General features: G+C 57.2%; 24 protein-coding genes. 3 read left to right on the plus strand and 21 right to left on the minus strand.

Annotated elements, in window-relative coordinates; genetic code table 11:
- Nucleotides 1-3: 3 nt before the first annotated feature.
- The 10 genes from ureC to Q8O73_RS12510 form a co-directional block, all read right to left on the minus strand.
- Nucleotides 4-1,713 carry an urease subunit alpha gene (ureC, locus tag Q8O73_RS12465; RefSeq protein WP_305558490.1) on the minus strand — a complete coding sequence of 570 codons (1,710 nt, stop codon included), beginning with the start codon at nt 1,711-1,713 and terminating at the stop codon, nt 4-6.
- 2 nt (nt 1,714-1,715) lie between these two features.
- Nucleotides 1,716-2,027 carry an urease subunit beta gene (locus Q8O73_RS12470; RefSeq protein WP_305558491.1) on the minus strand — a complete coding sequence of 104 codons (312 nt, stop codon included), beginning with the start codon at nt 2,025-2,027 and terminating at the stop codon, nt 1,716-1,718.
- Complete coding sequence (locus Q8O73_RS12475; RefSeq protein WP_305558492.1) at nt 2,024-2,344, minus strand: urease subunit gamma; 321 nt, start codon at nt 2,342-2,344, stop codon at nt 2,024-2,026. The genes Q8O73_RS12470 and Q8O73_RS12475 overlap by 4 nt, the downstream gene beginning before the upstream one ends.
- A gap of 18 nt (nt 2,345-2,362) precedes the next feature.
- Nucleotides 2,363-3,289, minus strand: a complete 927-nt coding sequence (locus Q8O73_RS12480; RefSeq protein WP_305558493.1) for an urease accessory protein UreD — start codon at nt 3,287-3,289, stop codon at nt 2,363-2,365.
- A gap of 150 nt (nt 3,290-3,439) precedes the next feature.
- Nucleotides 3,440-4,135, minus strand: coding sequence for an urea ABC transporter ATP-binding subunit UrtE (gene urtE, locus Q8O73_RS12485; RefSeq protein ID WP_305558494.1), 696 nt, complete (start codon nt 4,133-4,135; stop codon nt 3,440-3,442).
- Between the two features lie 9 nt (nt 4,136-4,144).
- Nucleotides 4,145-4,924: an urea ABC transporter ATP-binding protein UrtD gene (gene urtD, locus Q8O73_RS12490; protein ID WP_305558495.1), complete on the minus strand. Its 780-nt coding sequence runs from the start codon at nt 4,922-4,924 to the stop codon at nt 4,145-4,147.
- On the minus strand, nt 4,921-6,108 hold the full coding sequence (gene urtC, locus Q8O73_RS12495; protein WP_305558496.1) for an urea ABC transporter permease subunit UrtC: 1,188 nt from the start codon (nt 6,106-6,108) through the stop codon (nt 4,921-4,923). Before urtC ends, urtD begins: the two co-directional genes overlap by 4 nt.
- A gap of 3 nt (nt 6,109-6,111) precedes the next feature.
- Entirely contained in the window at nt 6,112-7,794 is a 1,683-nt protein-coding gene (urtB, locus tag Q8O73_RS12500) for an urea ABC transporter permease subunit UrtB (protein ID WP_305558497.1), read from the minus strand.
- A 120-nt stretch (nt 7,795-7,914) separates the two neighbouring features.
- Nucleotides 7,915-9,189 (minus strand): urea ABC transporter substrate-binding protein, encoded by a 1,275-nt coding sequence (gene urtA / locus Q8O73_RS12505; protein WP_305558498.1) that lies wholly within the window; start codon nt 9,187-9,189, stop codon nt 7,915-7,917.
- Between the two features lie 332 nt (nt 9,190-9,521).
- Nucleotides 9,522-10,481 (minus strand): LysR substrate-binding domain-containing protein, encoded by a 960-nt coding sequence (locus tag Q8O73_RS12510; protein WP_305558499.1) that lies wholly within the window; start codon nt 10,479-10,481, stop codon nt 9,522-9,524.
- A 76-nt stretch (nt 10,482-10,557) separates the two neighbouring features.
- Between Q8O73_RS12510 and Q8O73_RS12515 the strand changes: the two genes are divergently transcribed.
- Entirely contained in the window at nt 10,558-11,541 is a 984-nt protein-coding gene (locus tag Q8O73_RS12515; protein ID WP_305558500.1) for an MBL fold metallo-hydrolase, read from the plus strand.
- Between the two features lie 53 nt (nt 11,542-11,594).
- Here Q8O73_RS12515 and Q8O73_RS12520 read toward each other — a convergent pair whose 3' ends face one another.
- The gene (locus Q8O73_RS12520; RefSeq protein WP_305558501.1) at nt 11,595-12,791 is read right to left on the minus strand and encodes a urate hydroxylase PuuD; all 1,197 of its coding nucleotides are present in this window, start codon (nt 12,789-12,791) and stop codon (nt 11,595-11,597) included.
- Nucleotides 12,792-13,028: 237 nt separating this feature from the next.
- Here Q8O73_RS12520 and Q8O73_RS12525 point away from each other — a divergent pair, with 237 nt between their 5' ends.
- Nucleotides 13,029-13,943 (plus strand): LysR family transcriptional regulator, encoded by a 915-nt coding sequence (locus Q8O73_RS12525; protein ID WP_305558502.1) that lies wholly within the window; start codon nt 13,029-13,031, stop codon nt 13,941-13,943.
- On the opposite strand, the gene Q8O73_RS12530 is transcribed toward Q8O73_RS12525, so the two are convergent.
- The 5 genes from Q8O73_RS12530 to Q8O73_RS12550 all read right to left on the minus strand — a co-directional run bounded on the left by Q8O73_RS12530 (nt 13,940) and on the right by Q8O73_RS12550 (nt 17,393).
- Nucleotides 13,940-14,272 carry a type II toxin-antitoxin system PemK/MazF family toxin gene (locus Q8O73_RS12530; RefSeq protein WP_305558503.1) on the minus strand — a complete coding sequence of 111 codons (333 nt, stop codon included), beginning with the start codon at nt 14,270-14,272 and terminating at the stop codon, nt 13,940-13,942. The genes Q8O73_RS12525 and Q8O73_RS12530 overlap by 4 nt on opposite strands.
- Nucleotides 14,260-14,484 (minus strand): antitoxin MazE family protein, encoded by a 225-nt coding sequence (locus Q8O73_RS12535; protein WP_305558504.1) that lies wholly within the window; start codon nt 14,482-14,484, stop codon nt 14,260-14,262. Before Q8O73_RS12535 ends, Q8O73_RS12530 begins: the two co-directional genes overlap by 13 nt.
- Before the next feature lie 62 nt (nt 14,485-14,546).
- Nucleotides 14,547-15,584, minus strand: a complete 1,038-nt coding sequence (locus Q8O73_RS12540; RefSeq protein ID WP_305558505.1) for a histone deacetylase family protein — start codon at nt 15,582-15,584, stop codon at nt 14,547-14,549.
- A gap of 76 nt (nt 15,585-15,660) precedes the next feature.
- Nucleotides 15,661-16,836 carry a methyl-accepting chemotaxis protein gene (locus tag Q8O73_RS12545; RefSeq protein ID WP_305558506.1) on the minus strand — a complete coding sequence of 392 codons (1,176 nt, stop codon included), beginning with the start codon at nt 16,834-16,836 and terminating at the stop codon, nt 15,661-15,663.
- Between the two features lie 23 nt (nt 16,837-16,859).
- Nucleotides 16,860-17,393, minus strand: coding sequence for a PAS domain-containing protein (locus Q8O73_RS12550; RefSeq protein WP_305558507.1), 534 nt, complete (start codon nt 17,391-17,393; stop codon nt 16,860-16,862).
- A gap of 208 nt (nt 17,394-17,601) precedes the next feature.
- Between Q8O73_RS12550 and Q8O73_RS12555 the strand changes: the two genes are divergently transcribed.
- The gene (locus Q8O73_RS12555; protein ID WP_305558508.1) at nt 17,602-17,979 is read left to right on the plus strand and encodes a hypothetical protein; all 378 of its coding nucleotides are present in this window, start codon (nt 17,602-17,604) and stop codon (nt 17,977-17,979) included.
- Here the strand turns inward: Q8O73_RS12555 and Q8O73_RS12560 are convergent.
- The 5 genes from Q8O73_RS12560 to Q8O73_RS12580 form a co-directional block, all read right to left on the minus strand.
- A complete protein-coding gene (locus Q8O73_RS12560) occupies nt 17,976-18,989 on the minus strand; it encodes an adenosine deaminase (protein ID WP_305558509.1) in 1,014 nt (337 codons plus the stop codon). The two genes, Q8O73_RS12555 and Q8O73_RS12560, sit on opposite strands and share 4 nt — an antisense overlap.
- A 147-nt stretch (nt 18,990-19,136) precedes the next feature.
- Complete coding sequence (locus Q8O73_RS12565) at nt 19,137-20,204, minus strand: BMP family ABC transporter substrate-binding protein (protein WP_305558986.1); 1,068 nt, start codon at nt 20,202-20,204, stop codon at nt 19,137-19,139.
- Between the two features lie 128 nt (nt 20,205-20,332).
- Nucleotides 20,333-21,253 (minus strand): ABC transporter permease, encoded by a 921-nt coding sequence (locus Q8O73_RS12570; protein WP_305558510.1) that lies wholly within the window; start codon nt 21,251-21,253, stop codon nt 20,333-20,335.
- Nucleotides 21,253-22,335, minus strand: a complete 1,083-nt coding sequence (locus tag Q8O73_RS12575; protein ID WP_305558511.1) for an ABC transporter permease — start codon at nt 22,333-22,335, stop codon at nt 21,253-21,255. The genes Q8O73_RS12570 and Q8O73_RS12575 overlap by 1 nt, the downstream gene beginning before the upstream one ends.
- Nucleotides 22,319-23,890, minus strand: a complete 1,572-nt coding sequence (locus tag Q8O73_RS12580) for an ABC transporter ATP-binding protein (protein WP_305558987.1) — start codon at nt 23,888-23,890, stop codon at nt 22,319-22,321. Before Q8O73_RS12580 ends, Q8O73_RS12575 begins: the two co-directional genes overlap by 17 nt.
- Nucleotides 23,891-23,919: the final 29 nt, after the last annotated feature.

A 23,919-nucleotide genomic window follows, 5' to 3' on the forward strand; every position in this document is an offset into this window, starting at 1 on the left:
TGTTCAAAACAGGAAATAACGTTGTGCCATCGGCACGCTGGTCGCGGGCTGACAGGTCAGAAGTTCGCCATCGGCACGGACCTGATAGGTTTCCGGATCGACTTCCATTTTCGGCAGGGCATCATTCAGTTTCATGTCCTTTTTGCCGATATTGCGCGTGTTTGAGACGGGCAGCAATCCCTTGGACAGCCCGTATTGCGCGGCAATCCCGGCATCGATCGACAATTGCGAGACAAACGAAAACGATGTGCGGGCCAGCGCCGATCCATAGGCCCCGAACATCGGGCGGTAATGCACCGGTTGCGGCGTCGGGATCGAGGCATTGGGATCGCCCATTGCCGCCCCGATGATCATGCCCGCCTTGACGATGATATCGGGTTTGACGCCAAAAAACATCGGTTTCCACATCACCAGATCGGCAATCTTGCCGACCTCGACCGAGCCGACATGGGCCGAAATGCCCTGCGCAATCGCCGGATTGATGGTGTATTTCGCAACATAGCGTTTGGCGCGGAAATTGTCATTACCCGGACCGTCTTCGGCCAGTTGGCCGCGCTGTTTTTTCATTTTGTCGGCGGTCTGCCATGTGCGGCAAATCACCTCGCCCACCCGGCCCATGGCCTGACTGTCCGATGAAATGATCGAAAAGGCACCGATATCATGCAGGATATCCTCGGCCGCGATGGTTTCGCGGCGGATGCGGCTTTCGGCGAAGGCGACGTCTTCGGGGATTTTCGGGTCCAGATGATGGCAGACCATCAGCATATCAAGATGTTCATCAATCGTATTGACCGTAAAGGGCCGGGTCGGATTGGTGGAACTGGGCAGGACATTGGCCTCGCCGCACAGTTTGATAATATCGGGGGCGTGACCGCCGCCCGCGCCTTCGGTGTGGAAGGTATGAATGGTGCGGCCCTTGAACGCCGCCCGGGTATGTTCGACAAAACCGCTTTCATTCAATGTATCGGTATGGATGGCGACCTGCACATCCAGATCATCGGCCACCGACAGGCAATTATCGATGCTGGCCGGGGTGGTGCCCCAGTCTTCATGCAGTTTCAGGCCACAGGCCCCGGCCTTGACCTGTTCGATCAGGGCGGCGGGCAGGGTTGCATTGCCCTTGCCAAAGAAACCGATATTCATCGGCAAGCCATCGGCGGCCTGCAACATCCGTTCGATATGCCATGCGCCCGGTGTGCAGGTGGTGGCGTTGGTGCCTGCCGCAGGCCCGGTGCCCCCGCCCAGCATGGTGGTGACACCGGAATAAAGTGCCTCGTCCACCTGTTGCGGGCAAATCCAGTGAATATGGGCGTCAATACCGCCTGCGGTGATGATATTGCCTTCGCCGGCAATGACTTCGGTGCCCGGCCCGATGATGATATCCACACCGGGTTGCACATCGGGGTTTCCGGCCTTGCCGATCCCGGCGATCCGGCCATCGCGCAGGCCGATATCGGCCTTGATGATGCCGGTATAATCAAGGATCAGGGCATTGGTGATCACGGTATCGACCGATCCGTCGGCGCGGGATACCTGCGATTGGCCCATGCCGTCGCGGATCACCTTGCCGCCGCCAAATTTGACTTCTTCGCCCAGGATGGTGAAATCCTTTTCGACCTCGATCACAAGGTCGGTATCGGCAAGGCGCACGCGGTCGCCCACGGTCGGGCCGAACATGGCAGCATAGGAAGCACGATCAATTTCATAGGCCATGATTATCCCTCCAACGCGCCGTTGATTTTGGCGTTAAAGCCATAAATGTTGCGGGCCCCGGCATATTTCACCAGCCGGACTTCGCGCGATTGACCGGGTTCAAACCGCACCGCCGTTCCGGCGGGGATATCCAGACGAAACCCGCGGGCGGCTTCGCGGTCGAAATCAAGCCCCGGATTGGTTTCGTAAAAATGGTAATGCGACCCGACCTGTACCGGACGATCCCCGGTATTGGCGACTTTGAGACTGAGGGTCTCGCGCCCTTCATTCAACATCAGGGTGCCGTCCATCGTGATGATTTCGCCCGGTATCATGATTGCTGCCCCCTTTGGCGGATCGGTTCGTGAACGGTGACCAGTTTGACCCCGTCGGGAAAGGTCGCCTCGACCTGGATTTCGTGGATCATTTCCGGGATGCCGTCCATCACCTGATCGCGGGTCAGAACCGTGGCCCCGTCGCGCATCAGATCGGCGACCGGCACGCCATCGCGCGCCCCTTCGACGACGAAATCGCTGATCAGGGCGATGGCTTCGGGGTAATTCAGTTTGACCCCGCGTTCCAGACGGCGGCGGGCGACGATGGCCGCCATCGCAACCAGCAATTTATCCTTTTCCCGTGGCGTCAGATTCATGCCTTCATCCCCTTGTGTCTAAATATCCCACAGGCGCGGCAGACGCGCCGGAAGTCCCTGTATGCCATGACGGAAAGCCGCCCACCACGCGCCGTAAGACCGGCGCAATTTCATCGGGTCCGGTGACAGCCAGCGCATCACCAGAACCCCGTTGATCGCGGTGGCCGCCGCCAGAACGCCGTCATGCGAACCGTCATCAGCACCCGCATCACCAGCAACCGGCAACAGACACGCGCGGGCGAAATCCAGATGCGACGCGGCATCCTGCCCCGCCAGAATGGCCGTTGCACAGGCCCTGGCCCCGGCGAAACTGGCGGGATGATCCAGAATGCGGCGAATATCGCCTTCCAGATGCAGGGCATCGCGCCAGACCGGCCGCCCGTCAATCGTCACATCCCACGCATCGCGGGCCAGACCGCGATCAAATACCTCGCCGCGGGCCAACCGCCCGAACACCATGATTTCCCCGGCCAGAACCCGCCCGGAACCGGTGACATGCACCTGTGTCGTCCGGCGCAACCGCGCCCCGTCAAACAGGATGGTTTCCTGTGGCAACCATTCCAGCCAGCCGCCATCCGCAGCCCGCAACACCACATCCATTTTGCAATCGGGCCCCAGCGACCGGTAAATCTTTTCCGCCGCCTGTGCGGTAAACAGCCCGGCCGCCCCCGGCCCGACGCCGCCCTCAAACGCCAGACAATCGCCGCCGACCATGCCGCCCGATGTCGTCACCAGTGCCGCCGCGACCAGATCATCGGCCATCGGACGCGGAAACAGGATTTTCATCGGATCGCGGTAATAAAGATGATCCAGAACCGCCTGCGCACCGGGGCGATCCGATGCCTGAAACGTCACCTCGGCCCGGCCATTGGTCACCACCGGGCGCAGCGGGGCCTTTGATATAACGTCCTCATGGACCGGATTGTTGATCTTGCGAAGCTGCACCGGTGATCCTGAAGCTGAAACCTGATGACCGGCAATAGCAGCCGGACACCGTTAACAGCAAAATACGGGCCAGTTGCCTGATGGCGCATTTGTGCCGATCTGCCGCCCTGCACATTGTTTTTGCATGCGCAGATTTTAGGCAGATGATGATCAAACAGTCAGATGACTGCGGACTTTTTCACGGTCCAGTTCGGTTTTGGCCCCGGCCAGAACGACTTCGCCCCGTTCCAGCACGACAATTTCATCGGCCAGTTCATGGGCGAAATCGAAATATTGTTCGACCAGCAAAATCGCCATATCGCCGCGCCCGGCCAGTTGTTTGATCACGCGCTGGATATCCTTGATGATCGAGGGTTGAATACCTTCGGTCGGTTCGTCCAGCACCAGCAATCGCGGGCGCGTCACAAGGGCGCGGCCAATTGCCAGTTGTTGTTGCTGCCCGCCCGACAAATCGCCGCCGCGCCGCCCCAACATATCGCGCAGCACCGGAAACAGATCGAAAATTTCATCGGGGATATGACGCATCGGGCGCGGCAGGGCGGCAAAACCGGTTTCAAGATTTTCACGCACCGTCAGCAACGGGAAAATCTCGCGGCCTTGCGGCACGATGGCAATCCCCGATGCCGAGCGTTTCCACGACGGATCGCGCGAGATGTTTTTGCTTTCCCACAGGATATCGCCATTGCGGATCGGATGCTGGCCGACCACGGCCCGCATCAGCGATGTCTTGCCCACCCCGTTGCGGCCCAGAACCGCCGTCACCCGCCCGGTTTCCGCATTGAGGGACACCGACCGCAGGGCATGGGACGCGCCATAGAACAGATCAATATTACGGACTTCCAACATGGCGGTTTCCTATCGTCCCAGATACACTTCGATCACGCGCGGGTCTTTTTGCACCACATCCAGCCTGCCTTCGGCCAGAACCGATCCTTCGTGCAACACCGTCACCTTGCAATCCAGATCGCGGACAAATTCCATATCGTGTTCGACCACCACCACCGACCGGTCCTTGGCGATGGTGCGCAGCAATTTCGATGTTTGTTCGGTTTCGGAATCGGTCATCCCGGCCACCGGTTCATCGACCAGCAACAGATCGGGTTCCTGCATCAGCAACATGCCGATTTCCAGCCATTGTTTCTGCCCGTGCGACAGATTGGCGGCAAGGGCATCGCGGCTGTCGGTCAGCATGATGGTGGTCAGGGTTTCCTCGATCCGCTGTTTTTCTGCCGTGCCCAGACGGTGAAACAGCGCCTGAAACACCCCGCGCCCGCCCGAACAAGCCAGCAGAAGATTGTCAAAAACCGTATGGCTTTCAAAGACCGTCGGTTTCTGAAATTTGCGGCCAATGCCCAGATTGGCGATTTCGGCCTCGTCGAGTTTGGTCAGGTCGATTTCACTTTGAAACAGCACATCGCCGCTATCGGGCCGGGTTTTGCCGGTGATGATATCCATCATCGTGGTTTTTCCCGCCCCGTTCGGGCCGATAATGGCGCGCAATTCACCCGGTTCGACATAGAAACTGAGGTTATTGAGCGCCCGGAACCCGTCGAATGTCACCGATACCCCGTCAACATACAGGATGGTTCCGCCCTGGGCTTTTGCCGATGCGGTTGACATTGCTGCGGCGTTCATGCCGAACCTCCCTGACGGCTGCGCCGGTCGTTCAGGCGTTTGCGCCATGTGACAAAAACCGATTGCCGGTCGGGTGATCCGAATGTCGGCACCGCGCCAATGATGCCCTTGGGCAACAGCAAGGTGACGGCGATAAACAGCCCGCCCAGGAAAAACAGCCACAATTCCGGCAAGACCCCGGTAAAATAGGTTTTGGCATAATTGACCAGAAACGCGCCCAAAACCGCACCATACAGGGTGCCGCGCCCGCCAACCGCCACCCAGATCACGACTTCGATGCTGGCGGCCGGGGCAAATTCGCCCGGATTGATGATGCCGACCTGCGGCACATACAGCGCCCCGGCAATCCCGGCCATCACCGCCGAAACGGTAAAGACAAACAATTTGTAATGTTCAACGCGATAGCCGGTAAAACGCACCCGGCTTTCGGCATCACGAATGGCAATCAGGACCTTGCCCAGACGCGACCGGGTAATGCCGCGTGCCACGATATAACACACCGCCAATGCCAGTGCGGATGCGACAAACAGGCTGGAGCGCATGCCATCGGTTTGCAGGTTAAAGCCCAGCAAATCCTTGAAATCGGTCAGGCCGTTATTGCCGCCAAAGCCCATATCATTGCGGAAAAACGCCAGTAACAGGGCATAGGTCATCGCCTGGGTGATGATCGACAGATAGACCCCCGTCACCCTTGAACGGAATGTCAGATAGCCAAACACAAAGGCCAGAAGCCCCGGCACAAACATGGCCATCACAATGGCAAAGGGGAACATGTCAAATCCGTACCAGTACCACGGCAATTCGGACCAGTTCAGAAACACCATGAAATCGGGCAGAAGCGGATTGCCATACACCCCGCGATCGCCGATCTGACGCATCAGATGCATGCCCATCGCATAACCGCCCAGTGCAAAAAACGCCCCGTGGCCCAGACTGAGAATGCCGCAGAAGCCCCAGATCAGATCGACGCTGAGTGCGAGCAACGCATAACACAGATATTTACCCAAAAGGCCCAGCGCCCATGTTGGCACATGAAACAGCGAGTCTTTGGGGACCAGCAGATTGCCCGCCGGAACCAGAATGATCGCAAGCCCCAGTATGGCCAGCAGGATCATGCCACCCCGGTCCTTCATCAACCAGCCGATGACCGGCGTGGTCTGGTATTTCTGGCGATAGTCGGTCATGTCTTATGCCTCCACCGCGCGGCCTTTAAGGGCAAACAGCCCCTTGGGTCGTTTCTGGATAAACAGGATCAGCGCGATCAGGACAAAGATTTTGGCCAGAACCGCACCGGCCACCGGTTCCAGAAACTTGTTGACGATGCCAAGGCTGAATGCGCCCAGAACCGTGCCCCACAAATTGCCCACCCCGCCAAAGACCACCACCATGAAACTGTCGATGATGTAACCCTGGCCCAGATTGGGGCTGACATTGTCGATCTGGCTGAGCGCGACCCCGGCAATCCCGGCAATCCCCGACCCCAGACCAAAGGTCAGGGCATCGACCCGCCCGGTGCGGATCCCGACCGACCCGGCCATGCGGCGGTTTTGGGTGACAGCCCGCATTTGCAGGCCAAAGGCGGTATAGCGCAACACCGCCGCAATCCCGGCCACGACGATCAGGCTGAATAAAATGATCCACAAGCGGTTATAGGTCAGGACAAGGCCGCTGGACATTTCAATGGCACCGCTCATGAAATCGGGGGCCATGACCTGCCGGTTGGTGGCGCCGAAAATGCTGCGGATGGTTTGCTGCAACACAAGGCTTAACCCCCATGTCGCCAGCAGGGTTTCCAGGGGGCGGCCATATAAAAACCGGATGATCGTGCGTTCAATGACAATGCCGACCAGACCGGCAACCAGAAACGCCATCGGCACCGCCACCGCCAAAGACCAGCCCGACCCGGCGGGAAAGACATTCTGGATCACCTGCTGCACGACAAAGGTGGTATAGGCCCCGATCATCACCATTTCGCCATGCGCCATATTGATCACCCCCATCACGCCAAAGGTGATGGCAAGCCCGACCGCGGCCAGCAACAGAACCGAGCCCAGACTGATCCCGCGATAAAGATCGCCGAATGTCTGCCACAGGCCCAGACGCCGTTCGACCGATGCCAGCGCCGTTTCGGCGGCCTCGATCACGTCGGGTTCAATTTTTTCGGCATCGGCACTTTGAATGAATTGCGACAAAACGGCGCGGATTTGCGGGGTGGTTTCCCCGGCAAGGGCGGCAATCGCCGCAAGACGTTCTTCCTTGTTGACCCCGGCGGCCAGCGCCATGGTGGCACGCGCCAGTTCCATGCGGTTGCGCAGGGTTTCATCGGATTCGCGTTCAATCGCCCGCACCAGAAGCGGCAACATGGAGGGATCGCGGGCGCCCATCACGGTTTCCACCGCCGCCCGACGCGACGCAATATCCAGACTGAACAGATTCAACCCGCCCAGCGCATCGCGCAAGGCACCGCGCAGGCGGTTATTGACCCGTAATTTCTCAAGCCCCGATGCCGGGCTTTCGCCGGCCACATCGCCACTGACCACATCGATATGCCGCCAGATGCTGCCCTGTTTTTCGCCAATCACCACATGCTGATCGGTTTTGCGCAAGAACAGCCGCCCATCGAGCATCGCCTCGAGGATCGGGGCCACACGGGGATCACCATCCGCCGCCATATTGTTGATCAGCGCGATTTTGTCGTTGGCCCCGTCGCCCGCAAGCCGGTCGGCGGCAATGCGCAATTCCTCGTCACTAAAGGCCGATGCCGGTGACGGCGAAACCGTCAGCGCCCCCAGCACCATCATCAGACAGACAAGATGACACCGCATCATCGGCACAAGGCCGCGCACAGACCGGATCATGGCATTACTCATGGTCAGAAAGCCTTTGGACAGCAAGAAAAATCGGGAAAGGGCCAAAGGGCCGGAAGAATACCGGCATTTGGCCGGAAAAAGGGTCGGCCATCAAAGATGGCCGACCCACAGATCATCCGATCAATACATCGGATTTTCGCAATTGCCGCAGACCCACGGATAGGTCCAGTCCGCCGTCAGCTTGGCACTTTCGGGGATGAAATCCGACCATGCGTCGCCGACAACCGTATCATCGGTGGCCCAGACAACGTCAAACTGGCCATCGCCCTGTACTTCGCCGATCAGGACCGGCTTGGACAGGTGATGGTTGGTGTTCATCACCGCCACACCGCCGGTCAGGTTCGGGACTTGCTGGCCATACATGGCCTGACGCACGGCATCGACATCGGTGGTCCCGGCCTGCTGCACGGCCTGCGCCCACATGGTAAAGCCGATATAGGTGGCTTCCATCGGGTCGTTGGTCACGCGGGCATCATTGCCGATAAAGGCATGCCATTTTTCGATAAAGGCACTGTTGGCATCGGATTCAACGCTTTGGAAATAGTTCCAGGCGGCAAGATGACCGATCAGGGGTTCGGTATCGATCCCGGCCAGTTCTTCTTCGCCCACCGAAAACGCCACAACCGGGATGTCTTCAGCCTTGATGCCCTGATTGGCCAGTTCCTTGTAGAACGGCACATTGGCATCGCCATTGATCGTCGAAATCACCGCAGTCTTTTTGCCAGTCGAGGCAAAGGTTTTGACTTCGGCGACAATCGACTGCCAGTCGGAATGACCGAACGGCGTGTAGTTTTCCATGATGTCGGCATCGGCAATGCCCTTGGCATTCAGATAGGACCGCAGGATTTTGTTGGTCGTGCGCGGATAAACATAATCCGTGCCCAGCAGAACAATACGTTCTGCCCCGCCGCCATCTTCGCTCATCATGTAATCGACAGCCGGGATCGCCTGCTGATTCGGGGCGGCACCGGTATAAAAGACATTGCGCGAGCTTTCCTCGCCCTCATATTGCACCGGATAGAACAGCATGCCGTTCAGCTCCTCGAACACCGGCAGAACCGATTTGCGCGAGACCGAGGTCCAGCATCCGAAAACGGCGGCGACCTGTTCCTTTTCCAGAAGTTCGCGGGCCTTTTCCGCAAACAGCGGCCAATCGGATGCCGGATCAACAACCACGGCTTCGAGTTGCTTGCCCAGCAGGCCACCCTTTTTGTTGATGTCATCAACCAGCATCAGGACCGTATCCTTGAGCGTGGTTTCCGAAATCGCCATCGTCCCCGAAAGAGAATGCAGCACGCCGACCTTGATGGTATCGGCCGCTTGCGCCGGTGTCATTGCCAGCGTCGAAAACGCCAGCGCCCCTGCGCCGAAAAGCGCCTGAAGCTTTTTATTCATTTTACAGCCTCCACTGCGAGTTTATTGCACCGCAGCGCTACTAGCTAAAATCATGCCAGTTTTGAAATTATCTGCGATGCGGGCAAGAATCCCGGAGACTCAACGCAATAAATGACTATTTAACAGCACAAATCAGGAGAATATTTGCGCGCAGAGCGCGATATGTGACTATTTTTGGTTCAATTAATTTTTTTTGATTATTTTTTAATCAACCGCGCAGCGCTTGACCAGCACCATCAACCACCCTATTTCAAGGCCAGAGGTTTTGGCCTCTTTGAGGTTATTGCACCACAATACCTCGCACCCCGCCGGGCAACCGGCGGGGTGTTGTTTTATTCGGCGGCGATCACCGCAGGCGATTCTGACGGGTTTAATTCCTGAACCACGGCGCGCACCTGATCGCGCAGCCACATGCCCCCGGCATCCTTGTCCGTGCGCAAGGGCCAGTTCATCGAAACCGGCGGGAAATGGATTTCAATCGGCATGTCGCAAACCGCAAGCCCAAACAGGGCGGCATATTGGCTGGCGATTCGGCCGGGCACCGTTGCAATCAAGGGCGCGGTCCGGGCAGCGGCCAAAAGCGGCATAAAATCGGGTGCCGCCATCACGATATCGATTTCAATCCCCAACCCCTGAAGGGCGGCCCCGACACATCCCGTCACATTGTCGGTTTGCGACAAAACCGCATGACGCGCCGCCAGATATTCCTTGCGTCCAAGCCCGCCGTCAAACGGCAACAATGTCGGGTTAAAACAACAGGCGACCTGTGATTCAAACAGGATTTCCCCGCAATAGCGCGACTGCAAGACTTCCTTGCACCCCACCGCCAGATCAATCGCCCCGGAATCCATCATCGTATCGACAGTATCGGCGGTCACCGTCCGGCTGAGCAATTTCACACCGGGGGCCAGCCGTTGAATCCGGGCCATCAATGCCGGCAGCAAGACCATTTCCATTTCGCCGGTCAGGCCCACGCGAAACAGCCGGATTTCGCTGTGCGGACAGAAAACATCGCGGGCATCAAGGGCAGATTGCGCCTGATGCAAGGCGGCCCGCACCGGCCCGCCAAGGGCAAGGGCGCGGGCGGTCGGCTGCATGGTTTGTCCGACACGGATAAACAAATCATCCTGAAGCAACAGGCGCAAGGTCGATAAATTGTGACTCATGGCCGATTGGCCGATGCGCAATTTTTCGGCGGCTTTGGTCACGCTCATTTCTTGCATCATTGCGTCAAAGGCAATCAGAAGATTGAGGTCAAAGGACCGTAAATTGAAATGATTAATGTTTTCCATGACTGGCATCGATTTGATTACTGATGCGCCACAATATACTCTTTGGGCATCGCAATTCAACCAAGGAAACTGTTTTATGCTGTCACGTCGTTCGATGCTTAAAGGATCGCTTGCCGCCCTTGCCGCCGGGGCCGCCAGCGGGTCGGTCTTTGTGCCGTTGCTGGCACAGGCCAAGGCCCCGCTGGCCGGAACACAGGCCCCCGGATATTACCGCATGATGCTGGGCGATATCGAAATTACCGCCCTGTCGGACGGGACCATCGCGCTACCCTTTAACGAACTTTATCTCAACACCACGCCGGAACATGTCGATCTGGCGCTGGCGGCGGCCTTTCGCGGCTCGCCCACCCATACCTCGGTCAATGCCTATTTGGTGAATTTCGGCGAACGGCTGGTGCTGCTGGATGCCGGAACCGGCGATATGTTCGGACCGCAACTGGGCAAACTGCCTGCCAATTTGCGGGCGGCGGGTTATGCCCCGGACCAGATTGACGATATCGTCCTGACCCATATTCACACCGATCATTCCGGCGGGCTTGTTCTGAATGATCAGGTTGTTTTCCCCAATGCCATTGTGCATGCGCCCAGACGCGATGTCGATTTCTGGCTGGACCCGGCCCAAAAGGCCGCGGCATCCGATGATCTTAAACCGATGTTCGATCAGGCGGTTGCGGCCTGCCAACCCTATATCGATGCCGGGCGGTTCAAAACCTTTGACGATAATGCCGCCCCGTTGCCGGGTCTGGTTTCGTCCACCCTGCGCAACGGCCATACGCCGGGGCACAGTGCGCTGACCATCGAAAGCAAGGGTGAAAAATTTGTCTATTGGGGGGATATCACCCACGGCGATGTTTTGCAATTTGACGAACCGGGTGTCGCCATCGCCTTTGACATTGACTCCGATCAGGCCGTTCGCAGCCGTCAGGCAGCCTTTGACGAGGCCGTGGCCGAAAAATACTGGATCGCCGGGGCGCATATCGCCTTTCCGGGGATTGGTCATGTCCGCACCGATGCCACCAATTACGACTGGGTGCCGATGAATTATCGCGCCGATTTGTAATCAGGAATGTAACGGGCGGCACCACGATGCCGCCCGTGATCCGTTTTGCCGGGTTATTCCGGCATCCCCGCCCGGATCCAGCGACCGAGATCGCCCCGTTCCGCGTCGGTCATTTCCGTCATATTGCCCAGCGGCATGGCCCGGCCAATCACCGCCTGCGCCAGAATGCGTTGCGCATTGGCGTGGATCTGATCGAGATCATCAAACATCACCCCCGATGGGGCCTCGTCAAAACCTTCGTCGGTTGGATGTGACGAATGGCAACTGGCGCAGCGGGTCTGAATGATTTCAATCGCCTTGCCCGATGCAATCACATCCGCCCCGGCATGGGATGCGGCATTCGGATCATAGGACGCAAACATCGCCAGAATGGCCATGCCAACCCCGGCGGCGGGCAATTGCCATGCAATCGCCCGGCCCTGCCCGCCGGCATTACGGGTGTTGAAAAAATGCCGGACCAGACCGCCAATGATCAGGATCAGGCCGACAATCACCCATGACAGATCATGGGAAAACAGCATCGGGTAATGGTTGCTGATCATCATCAGCAAGACCGGCAGGGTCAGGTAATTATTGTGGGTGGAACGCTGTTTGGCCTGCAAGCCCAGTTTGGGGTCGGGTTTTTCCCCGGCCAGAAGGCTGGCGACGACTTTTTTCTGATTGGGAATGATGATGACAAAGACATTGGCCGCCATGATCGTGCCCAGCATCGCGCCCACATGAATGAAGGCACCCCGCCCGCTGAACACATGGGTAAACAGCCAGGACGCCGCCAGCGCCAGCACAAACACCCCGACCGCCAGTGTCCCGGTATTTTTGCCAATCGCGCTTTTGCACATCACATCATAAATCACCCAGCCCGCGATCAGGCTTAGCAAACTGATAATGATCGCATCCCATTTGCCCAGCGGCAAAACCGACGGATCGATCAGATAGCTTTCGGCACTCCAGTAATACATCGTCACCAGCAGGGCAAAGCCGGTCAGCCAGGTGAAATAGGCCTCGTATTTGAACCAGTGCAAATCGGGCGGCATGGTTGTGGGGGCGACCATCCATTTATTGACATGGTAAAACCCGCCGCCATGCACCAGCCAGGCATCGCCATATACGCCGTCTTCCATGCCCGGACGCTTGCGCAGCGATAAATCCAGCCAGACAAAATAGAAAGAAGACCCGATCCACGCGATGCCGGTAATCAGATGCGCCCAGCGCAATATCAGATTGATCCAGTCCTGAAATGCAATTTCCACCTGCTCTCCCTCCGTCTGACCGGCAACCGGCCCCGCCCCTGATATCCGTTTTGCCTTGCAAGACCCGTGCAGGCAATCTTTCTGAATTTTTCCAGATCGTATTTTCCTAACACAGCCCCCGTGCCCGCCCTATTATTTAGGGTACGGGCATAATCGAAATGACTTTCAAGTTATTTTTTAAAATGGCACAGTGGCGGCAAAACAAACAAGATAGCGACAGAGTGAGAGGCAGGCCCCATGTCCGATTTTGAGGACATCCAGATTTTTGTCCGGGTGGCGGAACTTGGCAATCTTTCGGGGGCCGGGCGCGAATTGCGTCATTCGGCCGCCGTGGTATCGAACCGCATTGCGCGGCTGGAAGAACGCCTTGGCGTCCGGTTGTTGAACCGCACCACCCGGCGCGTCAGCCTGACGACCGAAGGGGATGTTTATTACCGGCATTGCCTGCGCATTCTGGCGGAAATGGAAGAAGCCGAAAACGCCATTGCCAATCAGAAAAACACCACGCGCGGCCCGGTAACCCTGACCTGCCCGGTGGCGTTCGGCAATAAATTCGTCGCCCCGATCATCCCGAAATTTGTTGAAAAGAACCCCGATGTGCAAATGCGCCTGCATTTGTCCGACCGGCTGTTTGATTTGCTGCAGGACAAGGTCGATGTTGCAATCCGCATTGCCGATCTGAAGGAAAGTTCGCTGATTGTGCGCAAACTGGCGTCCAACCGCCGGGTTCTGGTCGCAAGCCCGGCCTATTTGAAACGGCATGGCACGCCGGTAATACCCACCGATTTGTTGCAGCATAACTGCCTGTTGTTGCGGTTTCCCGGATCGCGGCAATTTCAATGGGTTCTGAACGGCCCCGATACCGAGGGCCCGGTGACCCTGTCGGTTTCCGGATCGATGGATTCCGATAATGGCGAGGTCCTGACGCGCTGGTGCCTTGACGGACATGGTATTGCCCTGAAATCGATGTGGGATGTGGGCGATCTGATTGCAGACGGGCGTCTTGTGACCATCCTTCCGGATTATACCCCGCCCGCCCATGCGGTTTATGCGCTGTATCCCGAAAACCGTTATTTGCCGACGCGGGTTCGCGCCCTTGTCGATTTTCTGGTCGGTGAATTTGGCGGCACCCCGCCGTGGGAGAAGGGTTAGGCAAAGCCCAGAAACAGCGCCAGAGACTGATTGACCGCCAGCATATTATCGTCGTCAAGGCGGCCTATCACCTTGCCAACCCGTTCAATGCGGACCGACATGATTTTGTCGATCATGATCTGTGTCGGTTTGCGCAAACCGTTCACAGGCGACGGCACAATATCAAGCCGAATGATCGGGGCGGTGATGATGGTGCCTGACAAAAGCAGAACCGTGACGGTCCCGATGGCCGGAAAAGCATCGGCCTGAATGATCAGGGCCGGGCGGGGTTTCCCGAAATCTCCGGGAATGGCGACCGTTACCAGATCACCCCGCTTTACGCCTGCCATTCATCATCCATATCGGCAAGGGCTGCATCCATAAAATCGGCCAGATCACGATCTTCGGCTTCGGCCTTGGCCACTACCAGACATTGCCGACGGCATTCTTCGGCAAAACCGGGGCGGCGGGTGTCTGGCACCCAAATTTGAATCGGGCGCAGACCGGCGGCGCGCAAGGCTGCCCGGTGCTTTTTGACTCTTTCCGATACCGATGCAACCATCAATCCATCCTCCGAAACGTTACATGTAACGTAACCGGAAGATGAAGAATTGTCAATGAAAGTCACGTTTTGGCTTGTGACAGATAGCCGCCCAGAACCCCGGCGACATTTTGCCCGATCACATCATGGGCATAGCCGCCTTCCATCACAAACAGGGTTTTCAGGCCCAGACGGCCAATCATCTGACCGATGCGGTTGAAATCATCGGTCACCAGTTTGAAATCGCAAATCGGTTCGGCTTCGTGGGCATCAACGCCCAGGGCGACCACCAGGGCATCGGCCTGAAATCCCAGGATTTTTTGCATGGCGCGGGCAAAGGCCTGTGACCAGCCGCCAAAATCGGTTCCGCCCGGCAGGGGGATATTCAGATTGGCGCCCTGCCCGTCCAGCCGCCCGGTTTCGTCGGCAAAGCCCAGAAAAAACGGAAAATGGTCTTTGGGATCGGCATGGATTGAAACCGTCAGGACATCGGCCCGTTCATAGAAAATATCCTGCGTGCCATTGCCGTGATGATAATCGACATCCAGCACAACAATCTTTTTTGCGCCTTTGTCGCGCATATACTGTGCGGCGATGGCGCAATTATTCAAAAAACAATATCCGCCATAGCGGTTGGCATGGGCATGATGCCCCGGCGGACGTGTCAGGGCAAAGGCCGCCTCGCCATCCTTCATCACGGCATCGGCCGCCGACACCACGGTTTGCGCCCCCCAATAAGCCGCCTTCCATGTGCCCGGCGTGATCGGCGTATCGGATGAAAAGGCATATTGCCCCAGCCGCGCACTGATATGGGTCGGCGCGCCCCCGGCAAGCCCGGCGGTCGGCCAGATATAGGGAAAGGCATCGCCGGTATGGCCTGCGGCCTGCCAGTCGCGCCATGCGTTTTCGATAAAGGCCAGATAGGCGGGATCATGAATGGCGGTTATCGGTGCCATGCCATGATCGGCCGGATCAACCAGTTGCGCCTTGACCGCCAGCGCCACCGCATCGCGGATCAGGCCCATGCGCCGGGCATTGTCAAAACACGGCACCATGCGCCCGTGATGCATTTCCCCCTGCCCGTCATGGGCATCGTGGCTGGAATTGAAAAAAACGCGCATGGCGATACTCCTTCAACAAAAACGTCCGGCACGGTTCGGGCCGGACGCTTGTGCATGGCACAGGACCCGAAGGATGTTATTTCCGCGACGAGGTATAAAGCAAGTCCGCAATATCATCGAGGAACCCGCCCAGCTGGGTGCGCAGCGTATCGGCCTGCCGGGCGAGCCTTGCGGCCATTTCGCGGGTGGTTTCGGCGGCATGGCCGGTTTTCATCGCCATATCGGAAACGGCCGTGATGTTTTCCGTCACATTGCGCGACCCGGACGATGCCTGTTCGACACTGTGGGTAATGTCGCCCGACAGGGCCGATTGCGTATCGACATTGTTTGAAATCAGGTCGGACCGTGCCGCCAGATCGTCAATCACACTGGCGATTTCGCGGATCGAGCCCACCGACATTTCAATCGCATTCTGAATGTCGCGGACCTTTTCCTCGATTGATTCTGTTGCCTTGCTGGTCTGATTGGCAAGCCCCTTGACCTCGTTGGCGACCACGGCAAAGCCCTTGCCTGCTTCGCCGGCACGCGCCGCCTCAATCGTTGCATTCAGGGCCAGAAGATTGGTCTGGGCGGCAATATCGCGGATAAAGCTGACCACCTCGACAATTTCCACCGCCGCGGTTTCCAACTGCCCGATCCGGCCATCGGTTTCCTGGGCCAGACCATTGGCACGATGGGCAATATCAACAGATTCGCGGGCCTGTTCGGACACGGTGCGGATCGACTGGTTCAGTTCCTCGGACGCGCTGGAAACGCTTGAGACATTATCGGCGGTCTGTTGGGCCGCGGCGGCAACATTGGTTGAGCGCGTGCTGGTTTCATGGGCGATCCTGTTGGCATCGTTTGAGGCCTGTTCCAAGGCGCCCGACGCATCGGCAATCTGATCGACCGCATCAAAGGACCCGCTGCGGAATTCTTCGACTTTTTTCTGGAAACCCGACAATTTATGTTCAATCGACGCCGTGGCGGCATTGATCTTTTTGGCCGAGACCAGGTAATTGCCGACCAGACCGGTTTCAACGATGCGACGGTAATAACGGTTTTCGCTGACTGCGCCCATCGAGGCGGCACTTTCGCGCAAAAACGCATCATTGCGATCAATCAGCCGGTTGATGGCATTAAACAGGTCGCGCATATCGGGATGGCTGTCGATATGGGTGATGCGGGCTTCGTAATCGCCCCGCGCCGCCGCCTCGACCACATCCAGCGCCTTTTTGATACCTGATTTATGGGAACCGCCAAACAGGGACATCTTCAAACCTCGACTTTCTGGGATTACAGGCTTTGCACAAACTGGTCATAGCTGACACCGGCACTTTGCAGTTTGGCGACAACGGCCTCCATCGCGGCATTCATGCCATCCTTGCGATTGGCGTGGCTTTCTTCGATTTTGCGCAACTGGGCATAAAGCGGCTTGATCACGTCATTCACCACCCTGGGGTCCACCACCCGACGGCTGGAATGATAGCCAATGATCGCACCTTTTTGATCAAAACTGGGCGTGACATGGGCATAGACCCAGTAATGATCGCCGTTTTTTGCCATATTGATCACATAGGCGAAAATTTCGCGCCCGGCCGATATTTCATCCCATAACAGTTTGAAAACACAGCGCGGCATATCCGGATGACGGATCAGGGAATGCGGCTGCCCCAGAATTTCGCTTTCGCGATAACCGGCGATTTTCAGGAAAACATCATTGGCGTAAGTCACCCGGCCTTTAAGATCGGTCTTGCTGACAATCAGCTCGTCGGCCGCAAAATGCCGTTCCTTGCCGGTTGGTGTCGGTTTTTTCAGTGTCTCGGTCACGTTTCCACCCCGATTGCCCTGTCTGACGGCGTATCATGCCGTCTTGTATCGTGCCTGTGATGTTCGCATAACATGTTGGAACACAGCCATGAAGACTTAATTGTCGAATTATTATAAACGAGTTCAGGGGACGGACCCATGAATAAAAATATCTTTGGCGACCGCGAATTTACCGTCATCATGGTGCTTTCATTGATTGGGGTATGGCATGAGCAAGGATTTGCGCGATTTTCCCTATCGGGTTGTTATTCACGAAAAACGTTCGGCGCAACTGGTGCTGGACTGGCTCGATAAAAACATCCGGTCGGATCGCTGGACCATGGGTATTCGCAATATCGAATTGCCCCGCGCCCAACAATCGGCACCGTTTGTCGATATGGTGATTTATTTCTCCCGGCGTGATGACATGGAACTGTTTCGCGAAAAATGGTCGGGCAAGGCGCGGAGCAAAAAGGTCAAATTACGGTTTCTGCGCGCCGCCCTGTATGCCCTGTGTCATCCGCGTTCCGACATGGTGTTTTACGAAGAAGTCGAACCCGCCCCCAAAAAACCGGATGAAAAATCCGGCCTTGTCGATAGCCTTTAAAGGGTGGCAACGGCCCGGTCAAAATCGCGCAACAGGTCGCTTTTGCGATCTTCATCGCAAAAGGCGGCGACAAAGCCATTGCGGGCCAGCCCGACAATTTCATCGCGGCCCAGCGACAGGGCCTGATCCAGGGCATTGAAATTATCGTTCATATAGCCGCCAAAATAGGCCGGATCATCGGAATTGAGCGTCGCCACCAATCCGGCATCCAGCATGCGCTGGATCGGATGTTTTTTCAAATCCGGCACAACGCACAGGCGCTGATTGGACAGCGGACAAACCGTCAATGGCATTTTGTCCCGCGCCAGTCTGCGCACCAGTTCCTTGTCTTCCAGCGCCCGGTTGCCGTGATCAATCCGGTCAACACCCAGAACATCAATCGCTTCCCACACATATTCCGGCGGGCCTTCTTCACCGGCATGCGCCACCAGTTTGAACCCGGCATCCCGCGCCCGGCGAAAGACATTTTTGAATTTTGACGGTGGATGACCCAGTTCGGAACTGTCCAGCCCGACGCCGACAATCCTGTCGCGATAATTCAAGGCCAGATCCAGCATGCGTTCGGCGTCGTCTTCGTCCAGATGACGCAGGAAACACATGATGATTTCATGCGAAATGCCAAATTCATCAAACCCGGCCTCAAGCCCGCGGGACACCCCGTCAAACACCGTTTTAAAATCAACACCCCGGCTGACATGACCCTGCGGATCAAAAAAGATTTCGGTATGGCGGACATTGTCATCGGCGCAATGTTTCAGATAGGCATAGGTCAGATCGAAATAATCCTGTTCGGTCATCAGGGCGGACATGCCCTGATAATACAGATCAAGAAAATCCTGCAAATTCGAGAATTGATAGGCCGCACCGGTTTCCTCGACACTGGCATAAGGCAATTTGACGCCATTGCGACCCGCCAGGTCAAACATCATTTCGGGTTCAAGACTGCCTTCGATATGGATGTGAAGTTCGGTCTTGGGCAGGGCTGCGATCAGGCTTTCATGATGCGCCATTCTGTTTTCTCCTTATCCTGAAAATCGGTTTGACCCAGTATATAGCGCGTCCTTGCCCCGGGATGCCATGCCGCCGTTATGGCCGGAAACGAAAACCCCGCATCCGGTTCAGTTACGAATGCGGGGTTTTGTCACGAACCGTTCTGCTTATTTCGGCAGTTCGGCATCAATGCCCTTAACGTACCAGTCCATGCCCAACAGCATGCCGTCATCGGCGACAGCGCCTTCGGCGATACGCAATTCACCGGCCTGATCATAGATCGGCCCGGTGAAGGGATGCAGTTCGCCCGACGCAATTTTGGCTTCGATTTCTTCGGCCATTGCCTTCACGTCATCGGGAATGTTGGTGTAAGGGGCCATTTCAACCATGCCGGTGTTGATACCACCCCATGTATCGATGGATTCCCAAGTGCCATCGACGATGGCCTGGGCGCGGGCGACATAATATTTGTCCCAGTTATCGACAATCGCCGACATCTGGGCTTTCGGTGCGAATTTGATCATGTCGGATGCCTGGCCAAAACCAAGAATGCCGCGATTTTCGGCAACCTGAAGCGGGGCCGGGCTGTCGGTATGTTGCACCATGATGTCCGCCCCCTGATCGATCAGGGCCTTGGCCGCGTCGCCTTCCTTGCCCGGATCATACCAGGTGTTGGCCCAGACGATTTTCACCTGAACGTCGGGATTGACCGACCATGCGCCGAGCATGAAGGAATTGATGCCGCGCACCACCTCGGGGATCGGGAACGACCCGACATAACCGATGATGTTCGATTTGGTCATTTTGCCAGCAATCACACCGGCAATATAACGGCCTTCGTAAAAACGGGCGGCATAGGTCGATACGTTATCGGTGCGTTTGAAACCGGTTGCATGTTCAAATTTCACATCGGGAAACTGTTCCGCAACTTTCAGCGTCGGGTTCATGAAACCGAACGAGGTGGTGAAAATCAGGTTATGGCCGGTCTGGGCCAACTGACGGATCACACGTTCGGCGTCGGCCCCTTCGGGCACGCTTTCGACATAGGTTGTGGTCGCCTTGTCGCCAAGGGCTTCTTCAATGGCCAAACGGCCGATATCATGACGATAGGACCAGCCATGGTCGCCAATCGGCCCGACATAGATAAAGCCGACCTTGGCGTCCTCGGCCTGTGCCGCACCCGCACCGGCCGCCAATGCGCCAACAGCCATCATTGCGGCCATTGTACGCTTCATAAAACGAACATTCATTAGATGGTCTCCCTGTAAAGTATCTGATCAGGATTTAAACCCAATCGCCTGAGCAATCAACAATCTGCTAATTTAAACGCGCCAAAACGCGCTTCCTCCCTTTTCCGCCGGTCTTATTGCGCCGGTCGGAACGCCTGCCCGATACAGGCAGGCGCATTAAGCCTGATTTTGGCGCGGTCGCTGGAAATGATCACCAGAACGATCACCGTCGCCAGATAAGGCAACATCGACATGAATTGTGACGGGATATGCACACCGGCACTTTGCGCATGCAATTGCAGCACCGAAATACAGCCAAACATATAAGCGCCCAGCAACAGCCGCCCCGGACGCCAGGTGGCAAACACCACCAGCGCCAGCGCAATCCAGCCCCGGCCCGCCGTCATGTTTTCCGCCCACATCGGCGTATAGGCCAGCGACAGATATGCCCCGCCCAAACCGGCCATCGCCCCGCCAAACAATGTGGCCATATAGCGGATGCGAATCACCGAATAACCAATGGCATGGGCCGATGAATGGGAATCCCCGACCGCCTTTAAAATCAGCCCGGCCCGGGTCCGTGTCAAAAACCACGACACCCCGATCACCCCGGCAATCGACAGATAAACCAGAAAATCCTGACCAAATACAATTGGTCCGATCACCGGAATACCGGATACAAACGGGATCGACAGCCCCGGCAGGGGTTGAATCGGGAATCCGACAAACCCCGACCCGATCAGGGCCGAAAACCCGACGCCAAAAATCGTCAGGGCCAGCCCGGTCGCCACCTGATTGGCCATCAGGGTCAGGGTCAGAAAGGCAAAAATCAGCGACATCAGCACCCCGGCCACCACCGCCGCCAGAATACCCAAAATCGCCGATCCGGAAGATGCCGTTGCCGCAAAACCGGCAATCGCGCCAACCAGCATCATGCCTTCAACGCCCAGATTCAAAACGCCGGATTTTTCGGCAACCAGTTCACCGGTCGCCGCCAGCAACAAGGGGGTTGAGGCGGTAATCACGGTCAGAATAATCGGAACGAACCATTCCATTATGCGGCCCTCCCTTTCGGTGCCGCCGATCCGAAACGGACGCGGTATTTGGTCAAAACATCACAGGCCAGCAGGAAAAACAGCAAAATCCCCTGAAACAGGCCGGTCACGGCATTGGGCAGGCCCATCATGATCTGGGCCAGTTCCCCGCCCAGATAGGTCAGAGCCATGATCAAACCACCAAACAGAATGCCGACCGGATGCAACCGGCCCAAAAAGGCAACAATGATCGCGGTAAAGCCATAACCGGGCGAAATTTGCGGCTGGAGCTGCCCGATGGGTCCGGCAACCTCGAACAACCCGGCCAGACCGGCCAGACCGCCCGATAACAGCAGGGTAAACCACACCATGCGTTTTTGCCGGAACCCGACATGGCGGGCGGCCTGCGGGGCCTTGCCGACCACGCGCAACTGAAACCCGATCACCGATTTCGATAACAAGATCCAGCCACCAACCACCGCCAGCAAGGCAATCAGCGATCCCAGATGCACCCGCGTGCCATCATAAATCACCGGCAACAGGGCGGCGGCCGGAAAAGGTCGCGATTCCGGAAAATTAAAGCCATCCGGGCTGCGCCACGGGCCATGCACCAGATAACTGAGGACCAGAACCCCGACATAGGTCAGCATCAGACTGGTCAGAATTTCATTGGCGTTAAAGCGGGTACGCAACCAGGCCGGGATTGCCGCCCAGAATGCCCCGCCCAACGCCCCCATCACCAGCATGGCAGGCAACAGGAAGACACTGGTGCTGTCATGAAACAGCAGGGCCAGCCCGCCACCAAAAATCGCCCCCATCGTCAATTGGCCTTCGGCCCCGATATTCCAGACATTGGCGCGAAACCCCATCGCCAGACCAATGGCGATAATGACCAGCGGCGTTGCCTTTACAAACAGTTCGGTGATGCCATAGATGTTATTGACCGGCAGGATAAAGAACGTATGGAGTGCCCGCAGCGGGTCCTTGCCCATGATGCTGAAAATAACCATCCCGGCCATCAGCGTCAGGATAATCGCCAGAACCGGCGACAGATAAACCATTGCCTGCGAATGCTGGCGGCGGGGTTCAAGCCTGATCAACATGGCCTCCTTCGGTTTGCGCCACATTGCCTTCAAGGTCATGAAGGCCACCCATCAAAAGACCGATTTCCTCGATACTGACCGCGTCCATCGGGCGCGAGGCCGACATATTGCCCGCCGACATCACCACCACCCGGTCGCAAATCGCAAAAATTTCGTCCAGATCCTGCGAAATCACCAGAACCGCCGTGCCCTTGGCCGCCAGATTGATCAGGGCCTGATGAATGGCGCTGGCCGCCCCGGCATCGACACCCCAGGTCGGTTGGGAAATCACCAGAACGCCGGGGTCCTGCATGATTTCGCGCCCGACGATGAATTTTTGCAAATTCCCGCCCGACAGGCTGCCCGCCTCGGCACCGGCGCCGGTGGTGCGCACGTCAAAGGTTTTGATGATGCTGTTGGCAAAGGACCGCGTCGGGACTTCGCGGATCAAGCCCCGCGCCGACAGAGCCATGCGCCGAAACGCGGTCAGAAAGGCGTTTTCCGACAGGCTCATATCGGGGATTGCGCCATGCCCGTTGCGTTCTTCGGGCACAAAGGCAGCCCCCAGACGGCGGCGACGGCGCGGGCCGAAATGCGCCACCGCCGTCCCGTCAATTGCAATGCACCCGGCATCGCCGGAAATTTCGGTTTCACCGGCAAGGGCGCGGAACAATTCGTTCTGTCCATTGCCCGCCACCCCGGCAACACCGACAATTTCGCCGCCGCGTACCGTCAGATTGATGTTTTTAAGATCGGTGCCAAATGGTTCATCGGTAATCAGCGACAGGTTGCTGATCGCAAGGCGGACAGCACCCGGTATGCGGGCCTCGCCCCGATCCGGTGCCACCAGTTTCTGGCCGATCATCATTTCGGCCATTGATTTGGCAGTTTCAACCGCCGGATCACAGACCGCCACCACCTTGCCTGCGCGCAACACGGTGGCACGATGGCACAGGGATTTCACCTCGTGCAATTTGTGGCTGATATAGAGGATGGCGCATCCTTCGGCCGACAGACGGCGCAGGGTTTCAAACAGGCGTTCGACTTCTTGCGGCGTCAATACCGATGTCGGTTCATCAAGAATCAGCAATTTCGGATTTTGCAGCAGGCAGCGCACAATTTCGATGCGCTGGCGTTCGCCCACCGACAATGTATAGACATGACGATCCGGGTCCAGCGGCAGGCCATAGGTTTTTTCAACCTCCAGCACACGTTTGCGCAGCACATCCATATCGCGGACATCATTCATCGCCAGTGCGATGTTTTCCAGAACCGTCATGGTTTCAAACAACGAGAAATGCTGAAACACCAGACCAATGCCCATATCCCGCGCCACATGCGGGCTTGTGATATCGACCTTTTGGCCGTTCCACAAAATCTCGCCGGAATCGGCCTGCAACACGCCATACATGATTTTGACCAGCGTGCTTTTCCCGGCCCCGTTTTCGCCCAAAAGCGCATGGATTTCGCCCGGTTCGATGCGGAAACTGATATCGTCATTGGCAATGCAACCCGGAAAGGCCTTGGTCACGCCGCACACTTCAAGCTGTGCGGCATCCTGTCTGGTTGCTGCCATTTCTCCGGAATTGCCGGTATCTGCCGTCA

This window comes from Thalassospira sp., from assembly GCF_030690045.1.
Lineage (GTDB): Bacteria > Pseudomonadota > Alphaproteobacteria > Rhodospirillales > Thalassospiraceae > Thalassospira.